Source organism: Coleofasciculus sp. B1-GNL1-01, assembly GCF_040220235.1.
Taxonomy (GTDB): Bacteria; Cyanobacteriota; Cyanobacteriia; order Cyanobacteriales; family Coleofasciculaceae; genus Coleofasciculus.
The window spans coordinates 1-25,132 of the sequence record NZ_JAVJTO010000162.1 but is presented as its reverse complement, the minus strand read 5'-3'; the positions used below and the strand labels follow the sequence as shown (position 1 = coordinate 25,132).

The window sequence follows — 25,132 nt, the reverse complement described above, 5'->3', positions numbered from 1 at the left end:
GGCTTTTTGGACACCCTACAAAATCAGGAGCGTCTCGCTCACTATTGTCTTAGGAGCGAGACAAGGTGCAAGGTGCAAGGTGCAAGGTGCAAGATGTGAGTTAAACCAGTTTCAGATCGGGATATTCGGCTAATACATCATCTGAGGTTAACGTATCGCCTTCGGCTTGGGGTGTCCAGAGGACTTCAATTGCCAATAAGCGATCGCTTGACACACCACCTATCTGACGCAAGGCTTGACGCAAGTCATCGGAACTATTGATGGTGGGTAATTCCAGCTTTCCTTGTACACCAACTAAAAGGGTGACGATAATGTATTCACCAGGATCTTGAGTTTCAACCAAGGCTCCATCCCCTTCAGCCGCTTTACCTTGGCGAAGTTGACCCTGATAATTTGATAGGGTTTCTTCGGCAAATTTACTGCGTTCGGCTAGGGAGAGCTGATTAAACCGAGCTTCGGCGGCGTCTAAGGCAATTTGCTGAGATTGCGTTGCACCATAGACCCAGTATTCGGGATGGCGGAGTAAGGCTAAGGTAGACTCTTGCAGCACTTGCGCTCGTCCTTGCGGGGAATCCGTATTCGCTTGTTGAGCTAACGCATCAAGTTCATACTGAAGCTCACGCGCACTGGCAAGTAAACCCACTTGCAAGCGTCCCACGGAAACCTTGGGGTTGATCGTGCTAGGGACATCATTTCCGCCTCCTTCACCCAGACGCCGGAAAGACTGCACCAAGAAATTCGCGATCGCAAAGAAGATCAGAATTCCGAACAGACTTCCCACGCCACCGAAGCCAAAGAAGGGTAAGAGAAACGGAAAACCAATTCCGCCGCCACCATATCCATAACCGCCACCGCGATACCCCCCACCTGGGCGAGAATAGGTACGACTAGGAGCGCGGAAGGAACCGCCACCAATTCTCCCACCACTACGAGCGGCTAAAGCATCACTGGCATTTCCCAGGACTAAGGTAAAAATGAGACCAACAACAAGCAGAGACTTTAAAAAAGGTTTGATCTTTGAAAAAAGATGGTTATGCATACGTTATTTAGGACTATTCCAACTTCAGTGAGTTTTCCATGGCTGACATTAGCCACAAACACCTTAATCTGAACGAAGACAGACAACTCACCTCAAGCCGGATGGGTATTACTGACTACACTTTTACTGTACCGCTCCCCTTCATGAGCTGAAACATCCCAAAAGTGGAGATTACCGATTTGTCATTTGTTAAGGAACAGGGAACAGGGAACAGGTAAGGTAGAATTTTGAGTTAACTTCCTCATCTCCCCCAGCTCCCCCAGCTCCCCCAGCTCCCCCAGCTTCCCCAGCTTCCCCAGCTCCCCCAGCTCCCCCAGCTCCCCCAGCTCCCCCAGCTCCCCCAGCTCCCCCAGCTCCCCCAGCTCCCCTACCCGCCACCAACAATCGTCACAACTTCCAACTGATCCCCATCCTTCATCTGAGTCTCTGACCAAAACTGGCGGTGAAGAATCTCGCCATTGTACTCAACCGCCACTAAGCGCGGATTTAGGTCAAGCCGTTCTAAAAGCTGAGGCAATTTGGTGTCAGCCGCACAGGTACGGGTTTCACCATTCACTTGTAAAGTAATTTGCTCGCTACTGTTGGTCATGATTGAGGAATACCCGCTTCAATACGACGCAGATGTTGTTCTTTGGTGAGTTGAGAGAGAAAATACTGAGTCACCAATGTCGGTTGTTCCGCTTGCATAATCGCCCGCACGATCGCGACTCGTTTCGCTCCCGCCCCTAAGACCTCATGAATATTATTCGGATCAATGCCACCGATCGCAAACCAGGGAATCGATGCTTGTTGCGCTGCATACTGCACATAGTCTAACCCCGCTGCCGCTTTGCCGACTTTGGTTGGGGTTTCATAGACCGGTCCGACGCCAATATAATCAGCCCCTTCGCTGATTGCCTGTTGCATTTCCTCAGGATTTGTGGTAGAGCGCCCAATAATTCGATGGGGTCCCAGGAGTTTTCGGGCGACAGCGATGGGCAAATCCTGCTGTCCTAAATGAACGCCATCGGCATCAATTGCCAGAGCCAAATCCACGCGATCGTTCATAATCAATAATGCCCCATAATGGTGGCACATCTGGCGCAGTTTCTGGGCTTGAGCGAGTTTGATTAAATCATCAGCCCCCTTTTCCCGATACTGAACTAACGTCAGTCCCCCTTGGAGTGCTGCTTCTACCGTGGGCAAGAGTTGGTCTGAAGGTGAGGTGACTAGATAAAGCTGCGATCGCTTCAGCCGTTGATAACGGTGGTAGATGAGCAACTGACTTTCTAGGGTATAGACCCGATAGCGCATTTGCTTACAAGCGGTTCCCATACGGGGACTATACAGCTTACCATATTCCTCTAGTACCCGTAAGGCTTCCTGAACCCGACATAGATTGGCTTGCAAAACCTGTTGGATATTGGCGCGGTGTTCTTCCTGGGGATGAGAGAGTTCCGTCCCCAAATCACCAGGCGTATCCCGTTCGGCGCGAATCTCGCGACTATGCCAACGGGCAAGTTCTTGGCGCATCTGTTTGCATTCACTCGCCATCTGCACGCTATTTAGACCAAAGCGACACCACTCTTCGATAATCCGTAAGCCTTCTCTGGCTCGGTCTAAATTCGCATCTAATATTCGGCAAACTGCTGGTTCTTGACCTATCCAACCGTTGTACCCGCTCATCGCGAACTGCTCCACATGATTATCTTATCCTAACAGGATGATGGCTTTTAAGGGTTGACTGAATCTGGAGTGGTTCATAACTGTGGAAAATTTTAATAATTGTCGAACGGTTGCCGATTCGTTATTCTAGTGCAACTGAGTACAGTACACTCAAAACATAGCTTCAGATTCATACCGCAGGAGATGGTTAAGCCTTACCCAATTCAATGGTTCCACCACCAACGCCCAATTCAGTGTAGGATAGGCGCGATCGCTGTGGTTTCTCTTAGCTGCATCACCCTGACTCCTCTGGAAGCTGTAGCACAGTTAACACCGAATCCTCAGCGACTTGTTGTCCAAAATCAGCAAGACAGCCAAGTGTTGTTGGTTAACCCCATAACTGGGGATGATATTAATGGTAATGGTAATATGGGTTCCCCGTTCAAAACTATTGCCAAAGCCTTACAAGTCGCGCAACCGAATACGGTGATTCGATTAACGCCGGGAGTCTATAGTTCCCAAACGGGTGAAACCTTTCCTTTAATTTTGCCCGATGGCGTCACGTTGCAAGGGAATCCCCGAACCAGAGGGGAGAATATTATCATTCAAGGGGGGGGCATGTTTGAAAGTCCCACCGCATCTGAGCAGAATATTACCATTCTGGCAGCCAATCCCGCCACGGTAACGGGAGTGACGATTACCAATCCCAATCCTCAAGGCTATGGGTTATGGATTGAATCCAGTTCCCCAGTAGTCGTGGATAATACATTTACGGAAAATACCAGCGCCGGAATTGTGGTGAAAGGCAATAGTGCGCCAACCATTCGCAGCAATTACTTTTATAACAATGGTGGTGACGGTATTCTAGTGGCGGGGACATTACAAGCAGATGTGCGGGAAAATGTATTTATTGATCGGGAAAACGCTACCTTAGAGTTGAGTAGCGATGGCGAAGCGCCGCTGCGAAGCGCAGATCGCAACAGTCCTTCACCCTCGGTTGAATCTGCCACGACTACGAGTATTCCCAAAACCGAATCGGTATCTGAACCTGTTGAAACTACCGCGAATCCTTCGCCAACTCCTGAAAGTGTTTCCCCCATCATTGAACCCCAGACGACTATCTCCCAGTTAGAAACACTTCCCACCACGTTTCCTTCAGACTGGACAACTATCTCCCTATCGGTGGCGAATCCCCCAGAATCAACTGAGACTCAACCCGCAGCCGCAAATCAGACAGACGCATCCTCCTCAACCTCGTCCATTTCCGCCGCGTCTTTTCCGGTTCCCGCCAGTCTCCAGTCTCAACAGAACCCAACTAACCCAGCGACACCCGCCGCAACCGTTCCCCAGATCATCGATATTTCCGTTCCCTCACCAACCGAGACGGCGATACCTGATACATCCACACCAGCCGCCTCTGCACCTGACACCGAGATGGGAGAGGTTACAGTTAATCCACAAGAGTTCCCCAGCCGGGATTCTATTCCTGTACTCAGTAGCAACAACCCATCCGCCACCCCCCAGGAACCGCCCCCAGAAACCGCACCGGAAGGGCGTTATCGGGTATTAGTCGCTGCCACAACTGATGATCAGCAAACCTTAGTGCGATCGCTGATTCCTGAGGCGTTTCGTACATCTTACAATGGGCAGTTAATGATGCAAGTGGGATTATTTAGTAGTCGCGAGAATGCCCAACAAATTCTTAATTTGCTTCAGGAGCAGGGATTAACCGTTACCATCGAAACCCTTGAGGACTAGAATCGTCGCGACTTACTCCACGACTACTCGCCCTTTTGGGATTGGAAATTAGATGCATTAAACGGCTTTTTTGTCAAATCTACCTGGTTTCGAGTCCAGAAAATTGGAGAATGAAACATGCTTGTATTATTTAAATTTTTCCGACGCTAGGGAGAATAAAAAAACGCATTTTCAAGGGATTTAAGCGATGGTTGTTTAAAATTAGCTATAAAAAACACCCAATACAGCATTAAAATAACATCATACTACACCCTCAAACCCTGGTCAAATCAGGATTTGCCTGTGGCGTTTTCTACCTGCCCGAAATCCGATTATCTTTAGAATATTAAAACGTCAACGTCACTCCTAAAAGTTTTCGTTATCTGGCAGGGCTTGATTAGGACATAGCTGGACTGAGAGTGAAGACAGCACCAGGACAAATTCAGGTATCGGGGTTGGTGGAGTTGTTGTGCGATAGCCTCTCCAGATAAATATAGATAAGATTAGACAACTACGGCAGGCAGCGGCTCTTGTTGTCAGAGTTATAGGGCTAAAGCCCTTACTACGAACTACGAACTCCATTGAACTCTCAAAGTTTAAAGCTATCTAAATTATCGTATTATTTTCTATAGTTTTATTGCCTCCAGCCAAATCAATCACGCCTTGGAGTTAAAATCAATTCCATCAGCTTTCAGGGAGGAAAGCATTACCATGAAATCTGCTCGGTTGCGCTGGTCTTGGCTGTTTGCCATTCTTTCGATTACCCAAGGGATTCTTGGCATTATTACCCCACTGATTATTTATTCTCCTGCCCTAGCTGAACCGATTACTCCCGCCCCAGATGGTACAGGAACTGTGATTACCCCCAACGGGAATCAGTTTGATATTTCTGGGGGGAGTTTGTCAGGGGATGGAACTAACCTGTTTCACAGTTTCCAAGACTTTGGTTTAGATGCAGATCAAGTTGCCAACGTTCTGGCGAATCCTAACCTAGAAAATATCCTGGGGCGAGTGATTAGTGGCAATCCCTCCCTAATTAATGGGTTGATTCAGGTTAGTGGAGGAAGTCCAAATTTATATTTAATGAATCCGGCGGGAATCATCTTTGGCAATCAAGCGAGTTTAAATGTTCCGGCTGATTTTACCGCAACAACGGCGACGGGTATTGGATTTGGTGACAATCATTGGTTTAATGCGTTTGGAGCAAATAATTATCAGCAGTTAGTGGGAAATCCCAATCAGTTTGCGTTTGATTTATCACCAGGAGGAAGCATTGTTAATGCCGGAAATTTGGTAGTTTCTCCGGGACAGGATTTAACCTTACTGGGAGGTTCTGTGATTAACACGGGGCAATTAACAGCCTCAGGAGGACAAATTACCGTGGCGGCGGTATCGGGTTCTAATTTGGTGAGGATTTCTCAGGAAGGTCAGTTATTAAGTTTAGAGGTGGAACTTCCCAGGGATAATCAAGAATTGCTGCAATCCTTTACACCTTTGGATTTAGCCAGCTTGTTAACGGGAACAGGGGAAAATCTGGAGACAGGGGTTGATGTTACTCCAGAGGGAGAGGTACAACTGGCGAATACTAATTTTCTTATCGAGAATGGCGATGTTGTGTCTCAAAATGTGACGGCGCAGACAGTAATTCTATCCGCTATTCATAATTTAATCTTGCTAGAAAGCAAACTCAATACGACCAATGATTTAACCCTACTAGCCGGAAATACAGTGTTCGTGCGAGATAGTGTAACGAATCCCTTTTTAGCGCAAGCTGGCGGTAATCTTTATATTCAAGGGAATCATGCCATTGATATTTTGGCACTCAATCATCCGCAAACACCGTTCGTCAGTGGTGGCAATCTGAGTTTAGTCAGCGATGGCAATATTTCTGGGGATGCTCACTTTAGCAGCGGGGGTAATTTCTCCGTTCTCAATTTGTTGGGTCAACCGGGAAATTATATCAGTAAGTTTGACCCAATTATTAGCTCAAATGAAGATGTCACATTTGGGGAGTATACAGGCGTATCTCTCAAGATTGAGACGAGAGGAAGTATTAGGGGGGGAGATATTACGATTACTGGAGCCGATACGACTTTAGTGGGTACAGATCCAGATATTCCCCTTTTAAGCAGTACCGCCGCTGTTATTTTGCAGGCGGGAAAAACATCCTTAGATAATCCGATCAATCTTCCGCCAGAAATCCCTCCCTTTGATTCTTCAGGTACAACGACAAATCCTGGCAGTATTTCAGTGGGAGAAATTAGGACAACCGAGAAGAATGATGGCACGATTATCTTATCGGCTACGGGGGACATCAGCACCTTTAATATTCAAACCGGAGAGAGAGTAATTAATGATAGTGGGGGTGATATTGAAATCATTAGTAGCGGCGGTTCTATCTCCACAGGTACGATATCAACTGTAGGTACTGATACAAGTGATGCGGGTAATATTACCCTGGAAGCGGCTGGCGATATTAACGTTAAGAATCTCGCCGCCGATACTGAATTTGGCAATGGTGGAAATATTAGTGTGACCAGTGGTGGCAAAATTGATCTAACCTCACAAGGTTCTGTCAGTTCATCGGGGGAAGCGGGTGCAGGTGATATCATATTTGAGGCAGAGAGTGATATTGATCTTGTTGGACTTAACGCTAATGCATTCAGCGGCAATGGTGGAAATATTTCGGTCATCAGCAAGAGTGGCAGTATCGATATGCTAGCTAGTCCTATTTGTGGCAGCGTTAATTTCTGTACTATTGATGCATCAGGAGTGACTGAGATTGTTGGTGGAGTAACGGGGAATGGGGGTAATGTCACCCTAGAAGCGGCTGGTAATATTACTACTGCTGGTATCGACTCAAGGGGAGTTGCTAGTGCAGGAAATATTCAGATCAAAGCAGGTGGAACAATTGATACCAGTACCTTCTTTTCTTTTTCAGGTTTTGACACAGGTGGTTTAGTTGATGCCTCGTCTGCTAATGGTATTGGTGGCAATATTACCCTTGAAGCTGGCAGTACTATTATTGCAGGGGATCTTGATTCCAGTGGTTCTCCCGATGGTGGAGATATTACCTTAATTGGCAATGAAATTGACTTGACAGGCGGAGTTGATGGCATCGTATCTGTGATCAGCACAGGCAATTTACGAATTGAACCAGCAACGCCTAATCAAAATATCGCCATTGGCACAGCTAGCGATACGGGAGGGGACACCCTAGATTTAACCACGACGGAGATTGATGGCTGGCAAGATGGTTTTCTAAACATTAATATCGGTCGTGCTGATGGTACGGGTACGGTAACTCTGTTTGATACAGTTACCGATACGGGTACAATTCCTTTCCAAGATTTAGTGATTATTTCCGGGGGTTCAACGTTAGTCGGTGTCAATCAAGAGACAACTTGGACAATTAATGGCACGGATAGCGGGAACCTATCAGGTTTTAGTAATGGTTTAGCTTTCTCTTCAATTGAGAATATAGTCAGCGGAACGGCTAATGATACGTTCGTTTTCAGCAATAACGGAACGATCAGTGGAACGATTAACGGTGGAATTGGCGCTGATAGTCTTGATTATTCACAGAATGATAGCCCAGTTACCCTGAATTTGGCAACGATTGAAAATATTGAACAGGTGACTGGTAATGATGACAGCCTTCTAGTAGGAACGGATACGCTTAACACTTGGACGATTACGGAAAGTAATAGCGGCACAGTCAATAGTACTCTAACCTTTAATGATTTCTCAAACCTCATAGGCGGCAACTCAGATGACACTTTTATTTTTAACACAAATGATAATTTCAGTGGCAACATTAATGGTGCGGCTGGCAATTTGATACTTACCGGAGATGAAATCAATCTGGCTGGGACTATTTCTGGGACAGGGGATTTAACCATTCAACCCTTAACACCGACGCAATCGATTCAAGTCGGGGGTACTGATAGTGGAAATCCCAGTATTTTAGAGGTGACGGCGACAGAACTGAGTTTGCTGCAAAATGGGTTTAGTGCGATCGCGATTGGACGAAGCGACAGTAGTGGTTCAATTACAGTTGCGGGTGATGTCACATTTAATGACCCTGTTACATTCCAAGCACCTGTTGATGCAGGTTCTATCAATACTACAGGTGGCACAATCACTGGAACCGATGACGCTACCCTAACATTACAAGCGAACCAAGATATTATAACTGGCGATATTATTAATTCAGGTCGTGCAATTAATCTCACCAGTACCCGTAGCACCATTGATACTCGTGCGGGAATTCTCAATAGCAGCACTGAAACAGGTAATGGAGGAGCGATTGAACTCACTGCTTTTGATACTATTACCACCGGAGATATTGATTCGAGTTCTAAGGGTAATGCTCAAGGTGGAATGATTACCTTGGACAGTAGTGATGGGGCGATTACGACTAATAATCTCAATAGTTCGGGGGCGAGTGGTGGAGATATTACCATCCGTGCTTTAACCGAGATAACGACAGGTGAAATTAATAGCAGTGGCAATAATGGTGATGGTGGGGATGTTACACTTGACCCAATCAATGATATTCAAGTAACCTCCATTAATGCTCAAGGCGGTAATAGTGGGAAAGGTGGAACTGTTGATATTACGGCGGGTCAATTTTTCCGTGCGACTGGCAGTTTTACTGATAATAATGGAAGAGAGGCGAGTCTTTCTACGGCGGGTAATTTAGGAGGAGGAGATATTATTATTCGCCATGGTGGAAATGGAGAGATTCCGTTTCAGGTAGGTGATGCTAGTGTTAATGGTACAGTTGGAGCGATTACCAGTGGCGATATTACGATTTCTCCCTCTAAATCGTTTTTGTTTACCCATGTTGAAGGCAATATTCAGATTATCAGTGTTGATGAACCGATCACGCCCATTGAACCCCCAAGTCCTCCGATTGAACCGCCCATTATTCCGATTGAACCACCAACAATTCCTATCGACACAACGCCGAATTTTACTGAGCCACCGATTAATCCGGTTGATATTACTCAAGTTCAAGAGGAAGAGGAACAAGAATCTACCCCATCTCCCGTTGAGCAAGTTATTCCATCCCTAGAAGTTGATGCAATTGCGCCAATTGAAGAACGGTTTACCCTAGTCTATGAGAATTATCTCAATCTAGAGAATACTACGCCGACAACTTTAACTCAAGCACGGGCAACGTTAAATCAAATTGAACAAGCGACGGGAGTTAAACCGGCTTTGATTTATGCGGTTTTTGTGCCAACGGCTGTTGGAGAAGAAGATGCATCGGGTGGGGCAAGTTTGGAGTTTTTGAAACGCAGAGGGGCGCAGAGGGGAGCGCAGAGGGGCGCAGAGAATGGGAGCGGTTTTGAGTCAAGGGTGTTGGCGAATCAAGCTGCTCAAGAGAGTGATCAGTTGGCATTGATTTTGGTTACGGCGGATGGCAAAACGATGAGTTATTCGGTTCCGGGGGCGACAAGGGGGAAGGTGCTTAAAACGACTCAGGAATTACGCCGTGCGGTGACGGATACTCGTATTCCTCGCCCTTATCTTCCGGCTGCACAGCAATTGTATCAATGGTTAATTGCTCCGTTGGAAGCGGAGTTAGAAGGGCGGGAGATTAATAATCTGGCATTTATTATGGATCAGGGATTGCGTTCCTTACCCATGGCGGTGCTGCATGATGGGAATGGCTTTATTATTGAACGGTATAGTGTTGGTTTTATGCCAACTCTGGCGCTCACGGATACCCGCTATGTGGATTTGAGAAATCTGCAAGTGTTGGCAATGGGGGCGTCAGAATTTACGGATCAAAATCCTTTACCTGCTGTGCCTGTGGAATTAGACGCGATCGCAGATAAATTATGGCAGGGTCGATCCTTCCTTAATTCTACGTTTACTCCCGATAGGCTGAAACAAACACGGGCAAATCAACCCTTTGGAATTGTGCATTTAGCCACTCATGGCGAGTTTAAACCGGGTAAGCCGGAAAATTCTTATATCCAGTTTTGGAATCAAAAGCTACCCCTGAATCAAATTCGAGAGTTGGGATTAAATAACCCCCCGGTTGAATTGATGGTATTAAGCGCCTGTCGCACGGCGTTAGGGGATGAAGAAGCGGAGTTAGGCTTTACTGGGTTGGCGGTACAAGCTGGGGTGAAATCGGCGTTGGGGAGTCTCTGGTATGTGAGTGATGAGGGGACATTAGGGTTAATGACGGGATTCTATGAACAGTTAAAACAAGCTCCGATTAAAGCCGAAGCCTTGCGACAAGCACAATTAGCGATGATTCAGGGAAACGTTCGTTTAGAAAATGGTCAAGTTGTCACCCCTTCAGGTACGTTTCCCCTACCTCCCCAGTTAGCTGAATTACCGGATAAGGAACTTACCCATCCTTATTATTGGAGTGCATTTACTCTAGTAGGGAGTCCCTGGTAGTCTACTAGGTTTTGGGGGAACTTTTAATCGGAAATGGCTGATTGAGTTGAATGGGTTTAAAGGGTGTGCGATCGTATATCTTCTAACAGGTGGGTAGTGCAAGAAGGCAGAAATAACTGAACAGCTAATATCTCCCCCAGCTTCATCGTATCTACGAAGCTGCTCAAGTATTTCCGCAGCACTGCAGTAGTTGCATCCAGATTCCGCCAGTTGTCCGTTTTTGAGGTGACAGGAGATGCATTAACGGGATTTTTTGTCAAATCTGCCTCTTTTCGAGTCGAGGCAATTGGATCGTGCAATATAATTGTAGTATTTAAAATTTTCCGACGCTAAAGAGAAACAAATAACGCAACATCAAGGCATTTAAGCGTTATTAGGTAAAAATTGGCTACAAAAATAACCCAATACAGTATTACTGGACTATCATACTACACCCTCAAACCCAGAGCAAGTCAGGATTTACCCGTGACATTTTCTGCCTGTCCTAAATCTGATTCGCTTTAAAATATTAAAACATAAGCGTCAATCGTAAAAGTTTACTTTATCTAAGTAGTCGGACAAAAGAAAACGGTGCTGTATTAAGTTTTGTAAATACCCCTCAAACCCTTACTGTTCCCTGTTCCCTGATTTCAACTGTCAACTTTAATTGTGTCCACCTACTTAGTAGTGCTTAGGGTTGGTAGGGTAGTGCGATCGCGTCTCTAGATTGGGATAGATACAGCATTTTTCATGTTTATGGAATACACAATTGTATCCACTGGCTTTGCGGCTAAAGCCTTGTCTGTAGTTCACTAACTTGAAAACCGCTATAATTCCAAACATGGAAGCCCGATTAGATAAACTAGACTTGGCTACACCCGTGCTTTATATGCAAGCAAAGTATGGCAGGATCATGAGTGGATTGTAATAGAAAATCAGTCAATTGTAGGGGCGGGTTTAGGAACTTAATTAATGGAGATTCAACTAACGAAACAACGAAACCCGCCCAGATTTAAATTGTTAGAGTTCCCTTGGGGTTTTTCTGGCGCACGGAGCGTGCGCCCCTACGGTTCCCGATACGGTTTTCCCTACCTGTCAGGGGTAGAATTCACGAATTGGCAAGACTAGCTCACCCTCAGTAAATTTTGGGATAAGGTTCTACACACACCTTAACAAACAAGGTCGCGAGTCCAAACATCACGCTTGTTGAAGTGACCAGCGCCACGTTATTTAACCCTAAATTACCAACCTTTCTTCATTCCATCTCATTCTAAATGGGAGGTTTCAAAATGCGGATTGCTCAAATTGCACCGTTGTGGGAGCGTGTACCTCCCCCAGCTTATGGTGGTACGGAATTAGTGGTGAGTTTACTCACTGATGAATTAGTCCGTCGAGGTCATGAGGTAACATTGTTTGCATCCGGAGATTCACAGACACTGGCAAAACTGGAACCGGGATGTGAAAAAGCGCTGCGTTCTATTGACGTAACCCATCAAGACTATGCTGTTTATGAACAGATGCAGTTGAGCAAAGTCTTTGAACGAGCTAATGAGTTTGATGTGATTCATGCTCATGTGGATTACCCGGCGCTTCCTTATGCCACCTTGACAAAAACGCCAGTTGTGCATACGATTCATGGTACATTTACGCCATTAGTTGAGCAGATTTTTACCAAGCATCGTCAGCAACATTTTGTCAGTATTTCCAACTCCCAGCAGCGCCCTGAATTGGGACTGAATTATGTAGCAACGGTTTATAACGCGATCGCACCCGAACGGTTTACGTTTTACTCTCAGCCCAAACAGCCACCCTATCTGGTGTTTGTAAGGCAGTAAGATCCGTTCAGTGGCTCAAAATCATGGGATTAGCAAGAATCGGATCACACGAGCAGCCGATCAAGTGATTCTCATGTCCCCAGATTGGTGCGATCGCGCCCAACCTTCCCCCAAGCTATCCAAGTCAGACGCGAAAGCGAAATTGGGGCTGGGTGCTAATGAACAGGTAGTGCTGTATGTGGGTGAACTTGATGCCAGTAAAGGGATTGATACGCTGATAACCGCGCTGAGATTATACCGCGATCGCATACCAGCAGAGGCGATAAATCCACTGCGCTGCGTGATAGTCAGTCCTGATTCCAATCCCCAGGCTAGACAGCAAGTTCAGCAATGGATTCATCAATTTGACCTAGAGCAACAGGTTATTCTCATTGAATCTGTTCCCTCAGATCAGCACTGGCTCTACTATACCGCCGCCGATGTCTGCCTCATTCCCAGTCGATATGAACCGTTTGGTTCAGCCGCGATCGTTGCACTGGCGTATAAGATACCCATTGTCGCCTCGGATGTGGACGGATTACGCTTTACCATTGTGCCAGGGGAAACGGGTTTGTTAGTCCCTCCAGGGGATGCAGCGGCATTCGCTGAGGCGATTCATCGAATTTTAGTGGATGAAGTGTTGGCGCAACGCTTGAAACGACAGACAACGGATGTGACAACCTCTGCATTGAGTTGGAACCAGGTGGCGGCGCATCTGAGCGATCTCTATCGTCGCCAATTAGCGGGTTTGATTAGTACCGTTGTGCCAGATGTGCAGAATCCCTGCATCTTATCTGTTCCTGTAGAGGAATTGAGTCAATCGACTGTTGAAGTCAAGGAGGAATTAAGGCAAGTGTCTTAAGGTAGAAGGCACTGACTTAACCTGGGTTCGTAGTTGGCACTTTAGTGCCATCAGACTTTTCAGGGGAAATCTCAAAATCGGTGAAACTTGGGGCGGATTTAGTTAAGTTAATGGTTTGAGTCGGAGCGTTATCGGTAGAACCCGCCCCAATACTATATGCCATGAAGCGGCAGAGTTTGGGAACGAAAAAATGGAGGAATTATGTCTGATACAGATACCCTTAATCACAAAACTGAAACAGATCTCACTATCCTGGAACTCAACGGTAGAACCTTTGCCCCTACTGAACAAATACCAATTCCAGAATGGCAATGCACCACAACAAAACGACTGCAATCGACACTGACGCTCAAAGATGATGACCTCTTCCTAATTACTGATCCCCTAGGCAATATTGCCGGATGTCTTGATGATGAATCGGACAAAAGCTTAGGCTTATTTTGTCAAGATACTCGATTCCTTAATCGTCTAGAATTACAAATTGAGGGACTCTCTCCCATTTTACTCAGCAGTACCGCCGGACAAGGGTTTGCCCTTTCGGTTCTCTGTGCGAATCCTTATGTTGAGGGGCGTATCCCGGCGGAAACGATTGGCATTCAACGCGATATTGTACTACAGGGAGGACTGTTTGAAGACCTGAAAATTACCAACTACAGCACCCAACCCGTTGAGTTTGAACTCAGTTTAAGTTTTGATGCCGATTTTGCCGATTTATTCCAAATTCGCGGTTATGTGCGTCAGCAGATAGGCACACTCATGCGACAGGTTATTCCTCAAGGGGACAATGCCTTAACCCCAGATGTGCAGTCCTTGGTTGAGGAAACGGGGGAACTTACCTTAGCCTATCAAGGATTAGATCAGGTGTTGATGGAGTCTCGAATTCAGTTTTATCACCGTCAGCCTGATGAGTTTAAGGGATATACGGCGATTTGGCGGTTGGAATTGAATTCTCATGAAACCCAGCAATTGGGGTATCGGGTACAACCCTTTATTGACAATCGTCCGGCGTCTGTGGTAGAAGCGCCAACAACTCTAAAACAAGCGATCGCGGCTGAGGCGATGGAGGAACGCGATTGGCGAGAGGGTTTGACTCGGATTCGCACAGATAATCGAGCCTTAAATCAGATCATAGAACGCGCTGAACAGGATATCTATCTGTTGGGTCAAACCTTTGGCAAGGGTAAGATTCTCTGTGCTGGGATTCCCTGGTTTTCCACGTTATTTGGACGGGATTCCCTGATTGCTGCATACCAAACGCTGATCCTCGATCCGGGGATTGCGCGTCAAACCTTGATTACCCTGGCGGAGTATCAGGGTAAAGTTGACGACGAGTGGCGGGAGGAAGAACCCGGAAAGATTCTCCATGAGTTGCGTCTGGGTGAAATGGCTCGTTGTGGCGAACTCCCTCACACTCCTTATTATGGTACGGTCGATGCCACGCCGCTATGGTTGATGCTCTATGCTGATTATTATGCCTGGACGTATGATCAGGAACTGTTGGATCGGTTATGGGAGAATGCTTTAGCGGCGATGGATTGGATTGATCGCCGTTGTCAGCAGACGGGCTATATTAGCTATGAATGCAAGTCGAAGGGGGGACTCCGGAATCAGGGATGGAAAGACTCAGGAGACTGTATCGTTGATGCCAAAGGGAAGTTAGCGGAAGGGGCGATTACTCTGGCGGAAGTGCAAGGATATGTTTATGCGGCGAAGATGCGCTTAAGTCAGCTTGCTCGTAGCAAAAAGCAGTTAGATTTGGCAGATCGTTGGTATGAGGACGCTCAAGCCCTGAAAACCCGCTTTAATCGCGACTTTTGGCTGCCTGATCGCGGTTATTGTGCCTTGGCGTTGGATGGTAAGGGCAAGCCTGTGGATAGTATCACCTCTAATCCGGGGCATTGTCTAGGACTGGATATTTTATCAAAAGACAAGGCACACAATGTCGCCGAACGATTGCAAGCGCCGGATATGTTTAGTGGCTGGGGAATTCGCACCTTAAGTAGCTTATCTCCCGCGTATAATCCCATGGGCTATCACCTCGGATCAGTATGGCATCACGATAATGGGATGATTATTGCCGGATTGCGATCGCTCGGATTGGTGGATCAGGCGTTGGAGGTGGCTCAGGGTATTATCGACATGACGGTGCAACAACCCTATTATCGTCCACCCGAACTCTTCTGTGGCTATGAACGCACCCCCAATAGCACACCCGTGCGATATCCTGTGGCGTGTTCGCCACAAGCCTGGGCAACGGGAACGATTTTTCAACTCCTACAAGTGATGGTTAATTTAGTACCCGATACGCCCAGGAATTGTTTACGAATTGTTCATCCTACCCTCCCCGAATCTGTCCAGTATTTATCACTGCAAAATCTAAAAATTGGGCAAACCGTATTAAATTTGGAATTTGAGCGTTCTAGTGGAGCAACTGCCTGTCGAGTTGTCCGGAAACGCGGCAATTTACGAGTTGTCATTGAAGCTTGATAGCCAGGGAGTATCTCATACCAAGTTATGTTCTAACCTGTCTTATGAGAGCGAAACAGCTAAAATTAAGTTGTAGGTTGGGTTGACGCAAGGAAACCCAAATCAGTAAAGCATTTTAAAGCGGTTTTCAAGTTAGTGGACTACAGACAAGGCTTGAACCGCAAAGCAAGTGAATACAATTGTGTATTCCATAAACATGAAAAGCACTGTAATATCAACCTTAGTCAAGGGCGACCCGATCACATTGAGTAGATACAGTTGTTGATTTGTGCAAGCGGGTCGCCCCTACACAGGGATTCAAGGTGACATGGTTTCAGCGGGTACTTTTGCCTTATTTATATATCCATTCCTGTCCTGTCAAAACAAAGTTAATTGTATGGGTGAGTGATCGATCTGATTCCAGGGTAACGGAGGAATAAGTACACCATTTTCTTCTAATAATTGCTGAAACTGTCGCGCATTAGCTGGAGAGTAGTCTTCAATGGGACAGTGAACGAAAAAATAAATCTGTCGCCCTAACTTTAACGCCTGATCCACCCATTTCACCCATGCTTCCAAAAATGGCTGATTCACCTCTTGATCAGGATGACTAATAAACCGCACGAAACTAAAGTCTGCTGTCACCACAGGTTGCACAGGGAGTCTTGGCTTGCGAACATCTAATGGCGTTTTATAAAGATTTGAGTGACTGTAAGCCGGTCGGCTATCTAATAACACTCGTCCGACTCCTAATTGGGTTAACAGTTCATTCAGATGACTGGCGTGGGGGGATTCAAACCAATCAGGATGACGTACTTCTAGTGCGATCGCAGCCTCCGTTTTCTGCAATCCATTATGAGTGAGCGATCGCGGCAATTTGGGACAAAGCCGAAAACCCGGTGACATCTGGGATTTCCACTGCGCGATCGTTTCTGAACTGGGAATGGCGTAAAATGTGGTATTGCCTTCAACGGTTCTCAACCGTTGACTATACAGATGTAGCAATTCCCCTGCTGGACTCTTCGGCGGATAAAACTCACCGATCCAACCCTTATACGCCCAAACTGCACAACCCAATAAAAATTTCATGGTTCCTGTTTCTTTGGCTACATCTACTATGAATAATGAACCATGATCAATCAACTATGAACCTGCAACGGTTAGTCATCTCACCCACGCAACGACAAAACCAACAGATTCTCCTCACCGAAAGCCAACAGCATTACCTGGTGCGAGTCTTGCGACTGACTGAAGGCGATCGCTTTATTGCCATGGATGGACAGGGAAACTGGTGGTTGAGTGAGTTAATGGCTAACCTAACCCAAGCGACAATTATTGAATCGATCCCCATCCAAACCGAATTACCTTGTGCAATTACCCTAATCGCCGCGATGCCCAAGGGGAGTGGATTTGAGGATATTATCTCCGCTGCAACCGAACTCGGTGTCACCGATATCATACCCATTAAGAGCGATCGCACGATTCTTAACCCCAGTCCCCGCAAACTGGAACGCTGGCGACGTATCGCCCAAGAAGCCGCCGAACAATCGGAACGTCAGATTGTACCCACAATTCTTGATCCCTTGGACTTTACCTCAGCGATTAAACAAGTTATCGACTCCACCACCCACCGCTATATTTGTGTCGCACGGGGTAACGTTCCTCATTTGTTAAATTGCTTACCTAAGCTAGAGGTTATTGATCTCGGAGATGGGGAAGATAAGGGAGATGAGGGCGGGTTTAGCACCATTAGGGTGACAACAAACGATAATAGTGAAACCCGCCCCTACATTCAAAACCCGGTTCCAGATGAATGCAGCGAAGGTTCAAAACGCCCTATTATCACCATTGCAACAGGACCCGAAGGCGGCTGGACACCCCAAGAAATCGAACAAGCGATCGCGGCTGGATTTCAACCCGTTTCCCTAGGACACCGAATTTTACGTGCTGTTACCGCCCCCCTCATGGCTCTCTCTTTAATTGCTGCTAGTTTAGAGGTACAAAAGGATTAGATATCATTGAGAGCAAAACACACTAACCCAAAAATCAATATAAATAGTTCTGTTCTACGTAGGTTGCTGGAAATCAACTCAACACTCCACCAGTTATGTAAATATTCCTCAAACTCTTACATATACATAAACGTAGCTTGCTTCTCGATGAAAGTGAGTATGACAAATGACAAATGACCAATGACAAATGACAAAATTATGCTTGACCAAGTTACCAATGCCTTTAAACAAAAAGACTACCGCACAGCAGCTCGATTACTCAAACAATTAGCCAAGGAAGACCCTAATAACCCGTGGGTGCGACTTTATATCGGACGCTTACACGAAGCCACAGGTAAGCTAGACGCCGCAGAAACCGCTTACCGCAAGTTACTTAAAAATACAACGCATCCTAAAGTTATGACCCAAGCGCGTCAGGGATTGGGGCGTTTAGAAGCCATGGAACAAGAAAAACGCCGCCAAGCCTTAGCCCAAGCCACGGCTGACCCCGAAAATACTCAATTCGGTATTTTAGTCCTCGAACCCATTGAACCCGAAGCCAAACCCACAGCCGCCCAAACCTTGGCGAAGATTATGCAAATCGATCCCTATACCGCCCGCCTACAACTCCCGACACGGGGATGGCGGTTGTATCGAGTTGGACCTATTGGCGAATTAAAATTTTATGCGTCATCCCTCAAGCAGGGTTCAGTTCCCTGTTTTTGGGTAATTTTGGCGGAGATTCAATCTCTTAACGTGTTTAGGGTTCATTATTTTTCCCAAGTCAGTTCTCAGGAAGCCACCGTTGTCTGCGAAAATGATCAAGGTCAACTCGGTTCTCTCCCCTTCCAGTGGTCAGAAGTGAGTCAACGGGTAGAGGGACGCTTACCTATTTTTGAACAAGTGGTGGATGTTGACGCTCGTGGTAAATTACAGCGTAAGACTCAAACCCAAGACTACGCCCAGTTTTGCGACTTGCATTTACTGACGAGAAAAACTATCCTGCGTTTATGCGATCGCGATTATCAATTTCACCAGGGAATTGAGTTATTCCCCCAGCCAAAGAGCCACCCAACTCAGGGAAAATCCCCGTCTCCCCTAAGCCAGACAACTAATCGAATCAACTGGAATAACCTGCGGGATTTTCTCAACCGCCAACTTCCTCAAACTCCAGTTTGGTCAGATTTCACCAATTTTGCTGAAACGGCTCTCGATTATCGAGAAATGTTGACTCGTTTACCCGCTCACATTGACTTGTTTCGCCGTCAAGAAAGCCTCTGGGATTCTGCTTTTGAACTATACAGTGGACTGGTTTTTCTGAAAAATAATTAGGGTCTGCTGAATCAGTATTGTGGTGAGGGGAGGGAACAGGGAACGGGGAACAGGGAACAGGGAACAATTGTAGAGACGCGCCATGGCGCGTCTCTACATCGACACCTTATGAGCGAGGAGGCTGCACCTGACGTGCCATCTCCAGGAAATTATTCATACTCGGACCTGGACGCCGCCGACCACTATTGGTTTTGAGTGGCAATAAGTTGTTTGGTGCAAAGGTGAGTCCCGGTTGAGGCTCGGCTTTGCCGTTGCTGGCTGCGGGTGTCGCCTGAGGTGCAGCTTTTTGCGGTTTGGCTTCTGGTGCTTTAGCCGCTTTAGCTGCTGGCTTCTTCGCTGCTGGCTTTTTCGCTTCTGCTTCTGGAGCTTTGGTGGCTTTAGCGGATTCCGGTTTCTTCGCTTCCGGTTCCGCTTTGACTGCCCCCGCATCGTCTAGCTCCAAAAAGTAGTCTTTACTTTTTTTGGTTTTCGGAGCTTCTGACGATTTGTTTTTAGATTTTAAAAAACTGAACATTTAGCGATACTCCTGTTTCTTAGAGAAAAGTTAACAAATTTGCCAAAGAAAGATAGATGAAAACAAACGATGCCAACGTCTGCCATTTCTGATTGTACAGGCAAAACGCTACCTCAATCAGTTTTGTTAGCTTTTTGGCTTTGGGCTGAACGATGTCAACCGCTTAGCTTAGACTCACAAGATCTAAGACTTTTTGGCTCTTATGGCTACTCGATGGAAATTGACTTGTCTGGCAATTCAAGGGTGTGATTTGCCTCATAATTCAAAGGCTTTTTATTCAGTTTTTTTAGATAGACGAACGTTATATCGTCTTCTATCATTTTGACTTAACACACTTGTTCCACCTAGCTTCAATGAATCATCCAAACTCCAGTAGAGAGGTCAATAACTATTTTTATTTTACCGTTTGATGGTACTTTTTCGCTAACTCGAATATGGCTTTTGATGACTTGACAGCAATCGATAAGGCATAGGCTGATCCCGACTCTTCTGGGATAACGCTGCTCTATACATCACATCGCCGTCAGATTAGAATTATGAGTTTTTAGAGCAATTATTGCAAGGTTTCGCTAAATTTCTTTACAAAAATTCACAATCAGACGAGAACAAATACTCTACTACCCCGATACTCCTCGGATAAGCTCTAATTTAATTTTTTCTACCCCAGCTTCTCCAGGTTTTCTTAACTGAGTCGCATTGTTTACTACCGCCAGATGGCATCGGCTACCCGACAGACATCATACATTGCAGAAACATCGTGAACCCGGAGAATATCGGAGCCTGCGGTAATAGCCGCACAGCAAGCCGCCGCCGTTCCCCAGACTCGTTGCTTAGGGTCAGGTTGGTTCAGAATGCGACCGATAAAACTTTTGCGCGACACGCCGACTAAAATAGGCACACCTAGGGAACGAAAAGCCGCAAGTTGTCGCAGCAGTTGTATATTTTGCTCAGCGGTTTTGGCGAACCCAATCCCCGGATCAATGATCAGGCGCGATCGCAAAATTCCTGCATTGACAGCCACCTGAATTTGACCCTCTAGAAACTCGTAGATTTCGCCGATGAGGTCATGATAATCGGTCAGCTTTTGCATGGTTTGGGGGGTTCCCCGGATATGCATCAAAATGATTGGCACACCCAATTGGGCAACCACAGGAAACATATCCGGGTCAAACGTGCCACCGGAAATATCATTGACAATATCCGCCCCCACCGCCACCGCTGCTTTGGCGACAGAGGCTTTCGTAGTATCCACGGAGATAGGGACAGACAGCGAGGAACGCACCGTCTTGACCACAGGGAGTACACGCTGGAGTTCTGCGGCTTCCGAAACCTCCTCAGCCCCCGGTCGGGTTGATTGTCCGCCGATGTCCAGAATATCCACACCCGCCTCAACCAGCCGTTGAGCTTGTGCCAAAGCTGCTGCTGGGGTATTAAACTCCCCCCCATCACTAAAACTATCCGGCGTCACATTTAAAACGCCCATGAGGTAGGTACGTTCTCCCCAACAGAAAGAACGGTCTCGGATGGTTAGTTGTCCTTTGTCATTTGTCATTCGTTTTATGTCATTCGTTTTATGTCATTTGTCATACTCGCTTCCCGAACAGAAGCAAGTCATATCATCGATTTGTGCATCGATCTGTTTTTTCGACAAATGAACCCTAACTAATGAACCATGACCCATGAACTACTGATAATTGACAATTCGGGCAAATCCCCCAGGATCAAGACTGGCTCCGCCAACTAGCACCCCATCAATTTCAGGTTGCGCCATAATCTGATCAATATTCGCAGGCTTGACCGAACCCCCGTACTGAATTGGCACATCCGCAACTTTCAGTTGAGAGCGAATCAAACCCATGATCCGATTGGCTTCTGCGGCTTCACAGGTATCCCCTGTGCCAATTGCCCAGATCGGTTCATAAGCGATCACCAGTTGCTGCTGATCCACATCCACCAAGCCTTCTATGAGTTGCTGGCTGATGTGAGATTCCGCTTCTCCAGCATCCCGTTGTTGCTTTGTTTCACCGACACAAAGAATCGGAATTAACCCGTGACGCTGGGCGGCGAGGAGGCGCTGGTTCACGGTTTTGTCCGTTTCACCAAAGTACTGACGTCGCTCACTGTGACCGACAACCACATAACGCAAGCCGAGTTCGGTCAACATGGGACCAGAAATTTCCCCAGTGAAAGCGCCTTCATCTGCCCAGTGGATATTCTGCGCCCCTAGCTGCACCCGGCTATTGTGCAGATTTTTGGACATCACTCCCAAGTCTGTAAAGGGAACACACAGAACAACTTCCCGTTCTGGGGGCGTTTGCTCCAGCTTGGGCATAAATTCTTGCAAAAACTCAGAGGACTCCCTTTGAGTTTTGAACATTTTCCAGTTACCGGCAATGACTATTTTTCGCACAGCTTAAATAAAATCGTCTCAATCTTGATGCATCCTTCAGTTTATAGCCTTGAGGCACAATTGACAGACCCAAGTTAGCTGTTTTAGGGCGACAATCCTTGTCTAACTCCTACTGCATCAATGGTCTAGCGTTCGCGCTGTGGCTTGTAGAGACGCGCCATGGCGCGTCTCTACTGTGGCAAACTATGAGCAGGCGCGTCTGGAGGGGGTAGGGGCGGATTTTCCCGATAACCTTTATTGAGAAAACCGATAACTTGACTAAACCCACCCTTCTAAGCTGGGGAAGTAGGAGGAATAATGAGAACAATGTTTGGCTGGGCTTTTGTGGGATTGGCGATTTCTGGCGGTTTTACGTCAGATCTTGCCTTTCAAGCTCAGGACTATGATTCTATTTCAGTTAGTCAAGCGGCAACTCGTTCTGAGGATACTCCTGGAGGAGGGAAAGTCTGTAGAGACGCTGCTTGCTACGTCTGGGAAACAGAGGACGAGGAACTGATAGATTATTCTTACTTGTCACGGGATGTAGAAAACCTTTCTCTTACCGGAACAGAGGCTTTGATTTTTCCCCCTTCCCAGACGTTACTGACCGATATTTCAACTATTACCGTCTCAGAATCGATGAATCCTGCATCAGAGGAGAGGGAACAGTTCCAGCACATTATGGACTGGGCAATTGCCCAGCACCTGCATGAGCAACCGATGACTGATATTATACAGGCGATCGCCCACCGATTTCTGGGGACACCCTATAAGGCAGGCTTATTAGATCAATCGCCAGAGGAAACCTTGGTGGTAACGCTTCAGGCATTTGACTGTGTGCTATTTGTGGAAACGGTACTCGCGATCGCCCGAACTGTGGCGCCACAGGATTATTCCTATCCTACCTTTGTCAATCATCTTCGCGATCAGCGTTATCAGAATGGTCAACTCGATGGTTATTGTAGCCGTTTGCATTATTTCTCGGCTTGGATTCAGGATAACGAGAAACGGGGAACCGTAGAAAATATTACCCAGGCGCTGGGAGGCATTCCACTAACTAAGCGGCTTAATTTCATGAGTACCCACCGACACCGTTATCCCCAACTCGTGAATAATCCGGCAAATTACCAGTGTATTTTAGAGATGGAAGATCAGCTTAATGCTGTTCCCTTAAATTATATTCCCACCGAGCAAATTCACCACAGCTATGATCAGCTACAATCCGGAGATATTATTGGCATCGCTACGACTATTGCGGGATTAGATGTCACCCATACCGGATTCATTGATCGCCAGCCAGATGGTAGAATTCGTTTGATTCATGCCTCACCCGCTGGAGAGGTGACAATTTCCCAAGATTTACAGCAGTATGTAGGCAAGATCAAGCACGCGATCGGTATTTTAGTCGTTCGTCCGGTTGGCGTTAGTGAATGAGTACGTTGACCTCTCCCTGGTATGTAGACTAGGGATTCTAAAAGGATACTTCGATACGGATTTAAATACCGCCTATTTGTGTTGTCTTAGAAAACCTTTCCGATTGTTAAATAGGATATTACTTGTGTGGATATCTACATTCTTGCCTTGTTGGTCATTGGCTTACTGCTCCTATTGGTCACAATGGGTTCAGGTTGGATTAAGCGATTACCTCTTTCTTATGCCCTCATTTACTTAGTTGTGGGAATTTGTCTTGGTCCCTACGGAATTAATCTGATTCAAATTCAGCTCCAAACCAAATTTTTGGAGCGCGTCACCGAATTTGTGGTGATTGTGTCTCTGTTTAGTTGCGGCTTAAAAATGAATCGCCCTTTGAGACTAAGAGCTTGGAATTCAACAATTCGGCTCATTGCTTTTCTCATGCCGATTTCAATTTTTGCCATAGCAGCAATTAGCCATTGGTTATTGAATCTGAATTGGGGAGCGGCTGTTTTGTTGGGGGCAATTCTTGCACCAACTGACCCCGTATTGGCATCCGAAGTCCAATTAGCCCATATAGGAGATAGGGATGAGTTACGATTTGGTCTGACGTCTGAAGGGGGATTAAACGATGCGTTAGCCTTTCCGTTTGTCTATTTTGGGATTCATTGGTTAGAAAACAGCAATTGGCAAAGTTGGTTAAAAGAATGGATTGTTGTTGATTTAATTTGGGCGATCGTGGCTGGAATTGCTATGGGTATTTTGGTCGGTAATGGAGTGATGTGGATTAAGCAACAACTCCAAAAGTTTCGACCTATTGATGCATTAATGGAGGATTTTATTGGTCTCAGTATTATTTTAATAACCTATGCACTGACAGAACTGATTAACGGTTATGGATTTTTAGCCGTATTTGTTGCTGGGTTAATGGTACAGCGTATTTCTCCTAATCATAATCGGCGACTTTCGCAACTGGAATTCACCGAAAAACTTGAAAAGCTGATGGAAGTGGGAACTATTCTCCTGTTAGGTTCCCTCCTACGAATTGAGCCAATTCTCAAATTTGGTGGTGAAGCCCTTCTCATCGCTGGGTTATTAATTTTTGCCATCCGACCTTTAGGCGCTTGGATTAGCACCACCAACTTAGGTTTTGCCAAGTCACCTCGCTCACGGTTTCACCCCACAACCCGCTGGTTATTTGGTTGGTTTGGCGTTCGAGGAGTCGGCTCTCTCTACTATCTTTCCTATTCTCTTGGTAAGAGTTTAGAGGGAGAATTGGGTGCAAGAATTGCTTGGATAACGTCCATAACTGTTGTACTATCTATCATCATACATGGAATTAGTGCGACTCCTTTAATGAAAGGGTATGAGCAAATCGTTCAGGATAAAAATTCAAATACTTGACTGAACAATAATTCAAACATAGACTTGGTTTAATTTTCTACAGAGGATGCTTCCCATAATTAAGCCTAGAACTAAAGTTCTGGCTTAAAGCTAAAACCCGTTAAAACGGGTTGTGAAATTTA

Annotated in this window: 17 protein-coding genes and 1 pseudogene; 9 read left to right on the top strand and 9 right to left on the bottom strand. The window is 46.3% G+C overall.

Features of this window, described 5'->3' with window-relative positions:
- Nucleotides 1-100: 100 nt before the first annotated feature.
- From RID53_RS34675 to RID53_RS34660, 4 genes are all read right to left on the bottom strand, one after another.
- The gene (locus tag RID53_RS34675; RefSeq protein ID WP_446392415.1) at nt 101-1,039 is read right to left on the bottom strand and encodes a DUF1517 domain-containing protein; all 939 of its coding nucleotides are present in this window, start codon (nt 1,037-1,039) and stop codon (nt 101-103) included.
- A gap of 189 nt (nt 1,040-1,228) precedes the next feature.
- Nucleotides 1,229-1,417: a hypothetical protein gene (locus tag RID53_RS34670; protein WP_446392414.1), complete on the bottom strand. Its 189-nt coding sequence runs from the start codon at nt 1,415-1,417 to the stop codon at nt 1,229-1,231.
- A complete protein-coding gene (gene thiS / locus RID53_RS34665; RefSeq protein ID WP_446392413.1) occupies nt 1,407-1,628 on the bottom strand; it encodes a sulfur carrier protein ThiS in 222 nt (73 codons plus the stop codon). The genes RID53_RS34670 and thiS overlap by 11 nt, the downstream gene beginning before the upstream one ends.
- Nucleotides 1,625-2,704: a thiamine phosphate synthase gene (locus RID53_RS34660; protein ID WP_446392412.1), complete on the bottom strand. Its 1,080-nt coding sequence runs from the start codon at nt 2,702-2,704 to the stop codon at nt 1,625-1,627. The genes thiS and RID53_RS34660 overlap by 4 nt, the downstream gene beginning before the upstream one ends.
- 183 nt (nt 2,705-2,887) lie before the next feature.
- On the opposite strand from RID53_RS34660, the gene RID53_RS34655 reads away from it, so the two are divergent.
- The 4 genes and pseudogenes from RID53_RS34655 to RID53_RS34640 all read left to right on the top strand — a co-directional run bounded on the left by RID53_RS34655 (nt 2,888) and on the right by RID53_RS34640 (nt 13,501).
- Nucleotides 2,888-4,441, top strand: coding sequence for a DUF1565 domain-containing protein (locus RID53_RS34655; RefSeq protein ID WP_446392411.1), 1,554 nt, complete (start codon nt 2,888-2,890; stop codon nt 4,439-4,441).
- 690 nt (nt 4,442-5,131) lie between these two features.
- Nucleotides 5,132-10,846, top strand: coding sequence for a CHAT domain-containing protein (locus RID53_RS34650; RefSeq protein ID WP_446392410.1), 5,715 nt, complete (start codon nt 5,132-5,134; stop codon nt 10,844-10,846).
- 1,268 nt (nt 10,847-12,114) lie between these two features.
- Nucleotides 12,115-12,651, top strand: a pseudogene (locus RID53_RS34645) (glycosyltransferase); the annotation flags it as partial.
- A 19-nt stretch (nt 12,652-12,670) separates the two neighbouring features.
- Nucleotides 12,671-13,501 (top strand): glycosyltransferase family 4 protein, encoded by an 831-nt coding sequence (locus tag RID53_RS34640; RefSeq protein ID WP_446392409.1) that lies wholly within the window; start codon nt 12,671-12,673, stop codon nt 13,499-13,501.
- A gap of 16 nt (nt 13,502-13,517) precedes the next feature.
- Here RID53_RS34640 and RID53_RS34635 read toward each other — a convergent pair whose 3' ends face one another.
- The gene (locus tag RID53_RS34635) at nt 13,518-13,664 is read right to left on the bottom strand and encodes a hypothetical protein (RefSeq protein WP_446392408.1); all 147 of its coding nucleotides are present in this window, start codon (nt 13,662-13,664) and stop codon (nt 13,518-13,520) included.
- A gap of 38 nt (nt 13,665-13,702) precedes the next feature.
- On the opposite strand from RID53_RS34635, the gene RID53_RS34630 reads away from it, so the two are divergent.
- A complete protein-coding gene (locus tag RID53_RS34630) occupies nt 13,703-15,988 on the top strand; it encodes an amylo-alpha-1,6-glucosidase (RefSeq protein ID WP_446392407.1) in 2,286 nt (761 codons plus the stop codon).
- A 357-nt stretch (nt 15,989-16,345) separates the two neighbouring features.
- Here RID53_RS34630 and RID53_RS34625 read toward each other — a convergent pair whose 3' ends face one another.
- Nucleotides 16,346-17,056, bottom strand: coding sequence for a DUF72 domain-containing protein (locus RID53_RS34625; RefSeq protein ID WP_446392406.1), 711 nt, complete (start codon nt 17,054-17,056; stop codon nt 16,346-16,348).
- 56 nt (nt 17,057-17,112) lie between these two features.
- Here RID53_RS34625 and RID53_RS34620 point away from each other — a divergent pair, with 56 nt between their 5' ends.
- Both RID53_RS34620 and RID53_RS34615 read left to right on the top strand, forming a co-directional pair.
- The gene (locus RID53_RS34620; RefSeq protein WP_446392405.1) at nt 17,113-17,979 is read left to right on the top strand and encodes an RsmE family RNA methyltransferase; all 867 of its coding nucleotides are present in this window, start codon (nt 17,113-17,115) and stop codon (nt 17,977-17,979) included.
- A gap of 198 nt (nt 17,980-18,177) precedes the next feature.
- Nucleotides 18,178-19,290 carry a tetratricopeptide repeat protein gene (locus RID53_RS34615; RefSeq protein WP_446392422.1) on the top strand — a complete coding sequence of 371 codons (1,113 nt, stop codon included), beginning with the start codon at nt 18,178-18,180 and terminating at the stop codon, nt 19,288-19,290.
- Nucleotides 19,291-19,396: 106 nt separating this feature from the next.
- On the opposite strand, the gene RID53_RS34610 is transcribed toward RID53_RS34615, so the two are convergent.
- The 3 genes from RID53_RS34610 to tpiA form a co-directional block, all read right to left on the bottom strand.
- Nucleotides 19,397-19,804 (bottom strand): hypothetical protein, encoded by a 408-nt coding sequence (locus RID53_RS34610; RefSeq protein WP_446392404.1) that lies wholly within the window; start codon nt 19,802-19,804, stop codon nt 19,397-19,399.
- 703 nt (nt 19,805-20,507) lie between these two features.
- A complete protein-coding gene (gene folP / locus RID53_RS34605; RefSeq protein WP_446392403.1) occupies nt 20,508-21,356 on the bottom strand; it encodes a dihydropteroate synthase in 849 nt (282 codons plus the stop codon).
- Between the two features lie 132 nt (nt 21,357-21,488).
- The gene (gene tpiA / locus RID53_RS34600) at nt 21,489-22,214 is read right to left on the bottom strand and encodes a triose-phosphate isomerase (protein ID WP_446392402.1); all 726 of its coding nucleotides are present in this window, start codon (nt 22,212-22,214) and stop codon (nt 21,489-21,491) included.
- A 297-nt stretch (nt 22,215-22,511) separates the two neighbouring features.
- Here tpiA and RID53_RS34595 point away from each other — a divergent pair, with 297 nt between their 5' ends.
- Nucleotides 22,512-23,627, top strand: a complete 1,116-nt coding sequence (locus RID53_RS34595) for an N-acetylmuramoyl-L-alanine amidase-like domain-containing protein (protein WP_446392401.1) — start codon at nt 22,512-22,514, stop codon at nt 23,625-23,627.
- Between the two features lie 126 nt (nt 23,628-23,753).
- The gene (locus RID53_RS34590) at nt 23,754-25,010 is read left to right on the top strand and encodes a cation:proton antiporter (RefSeq protein WP_446392400.1); all 1,257 of its coding nucleotides are present in this window, start codon (nt 23,754-23,756) and stop codon (nt 25,008-25,010) included.
- The last annotated feature ends 122 nt before the right edge of the window (nt 25,011-25,132 follow it).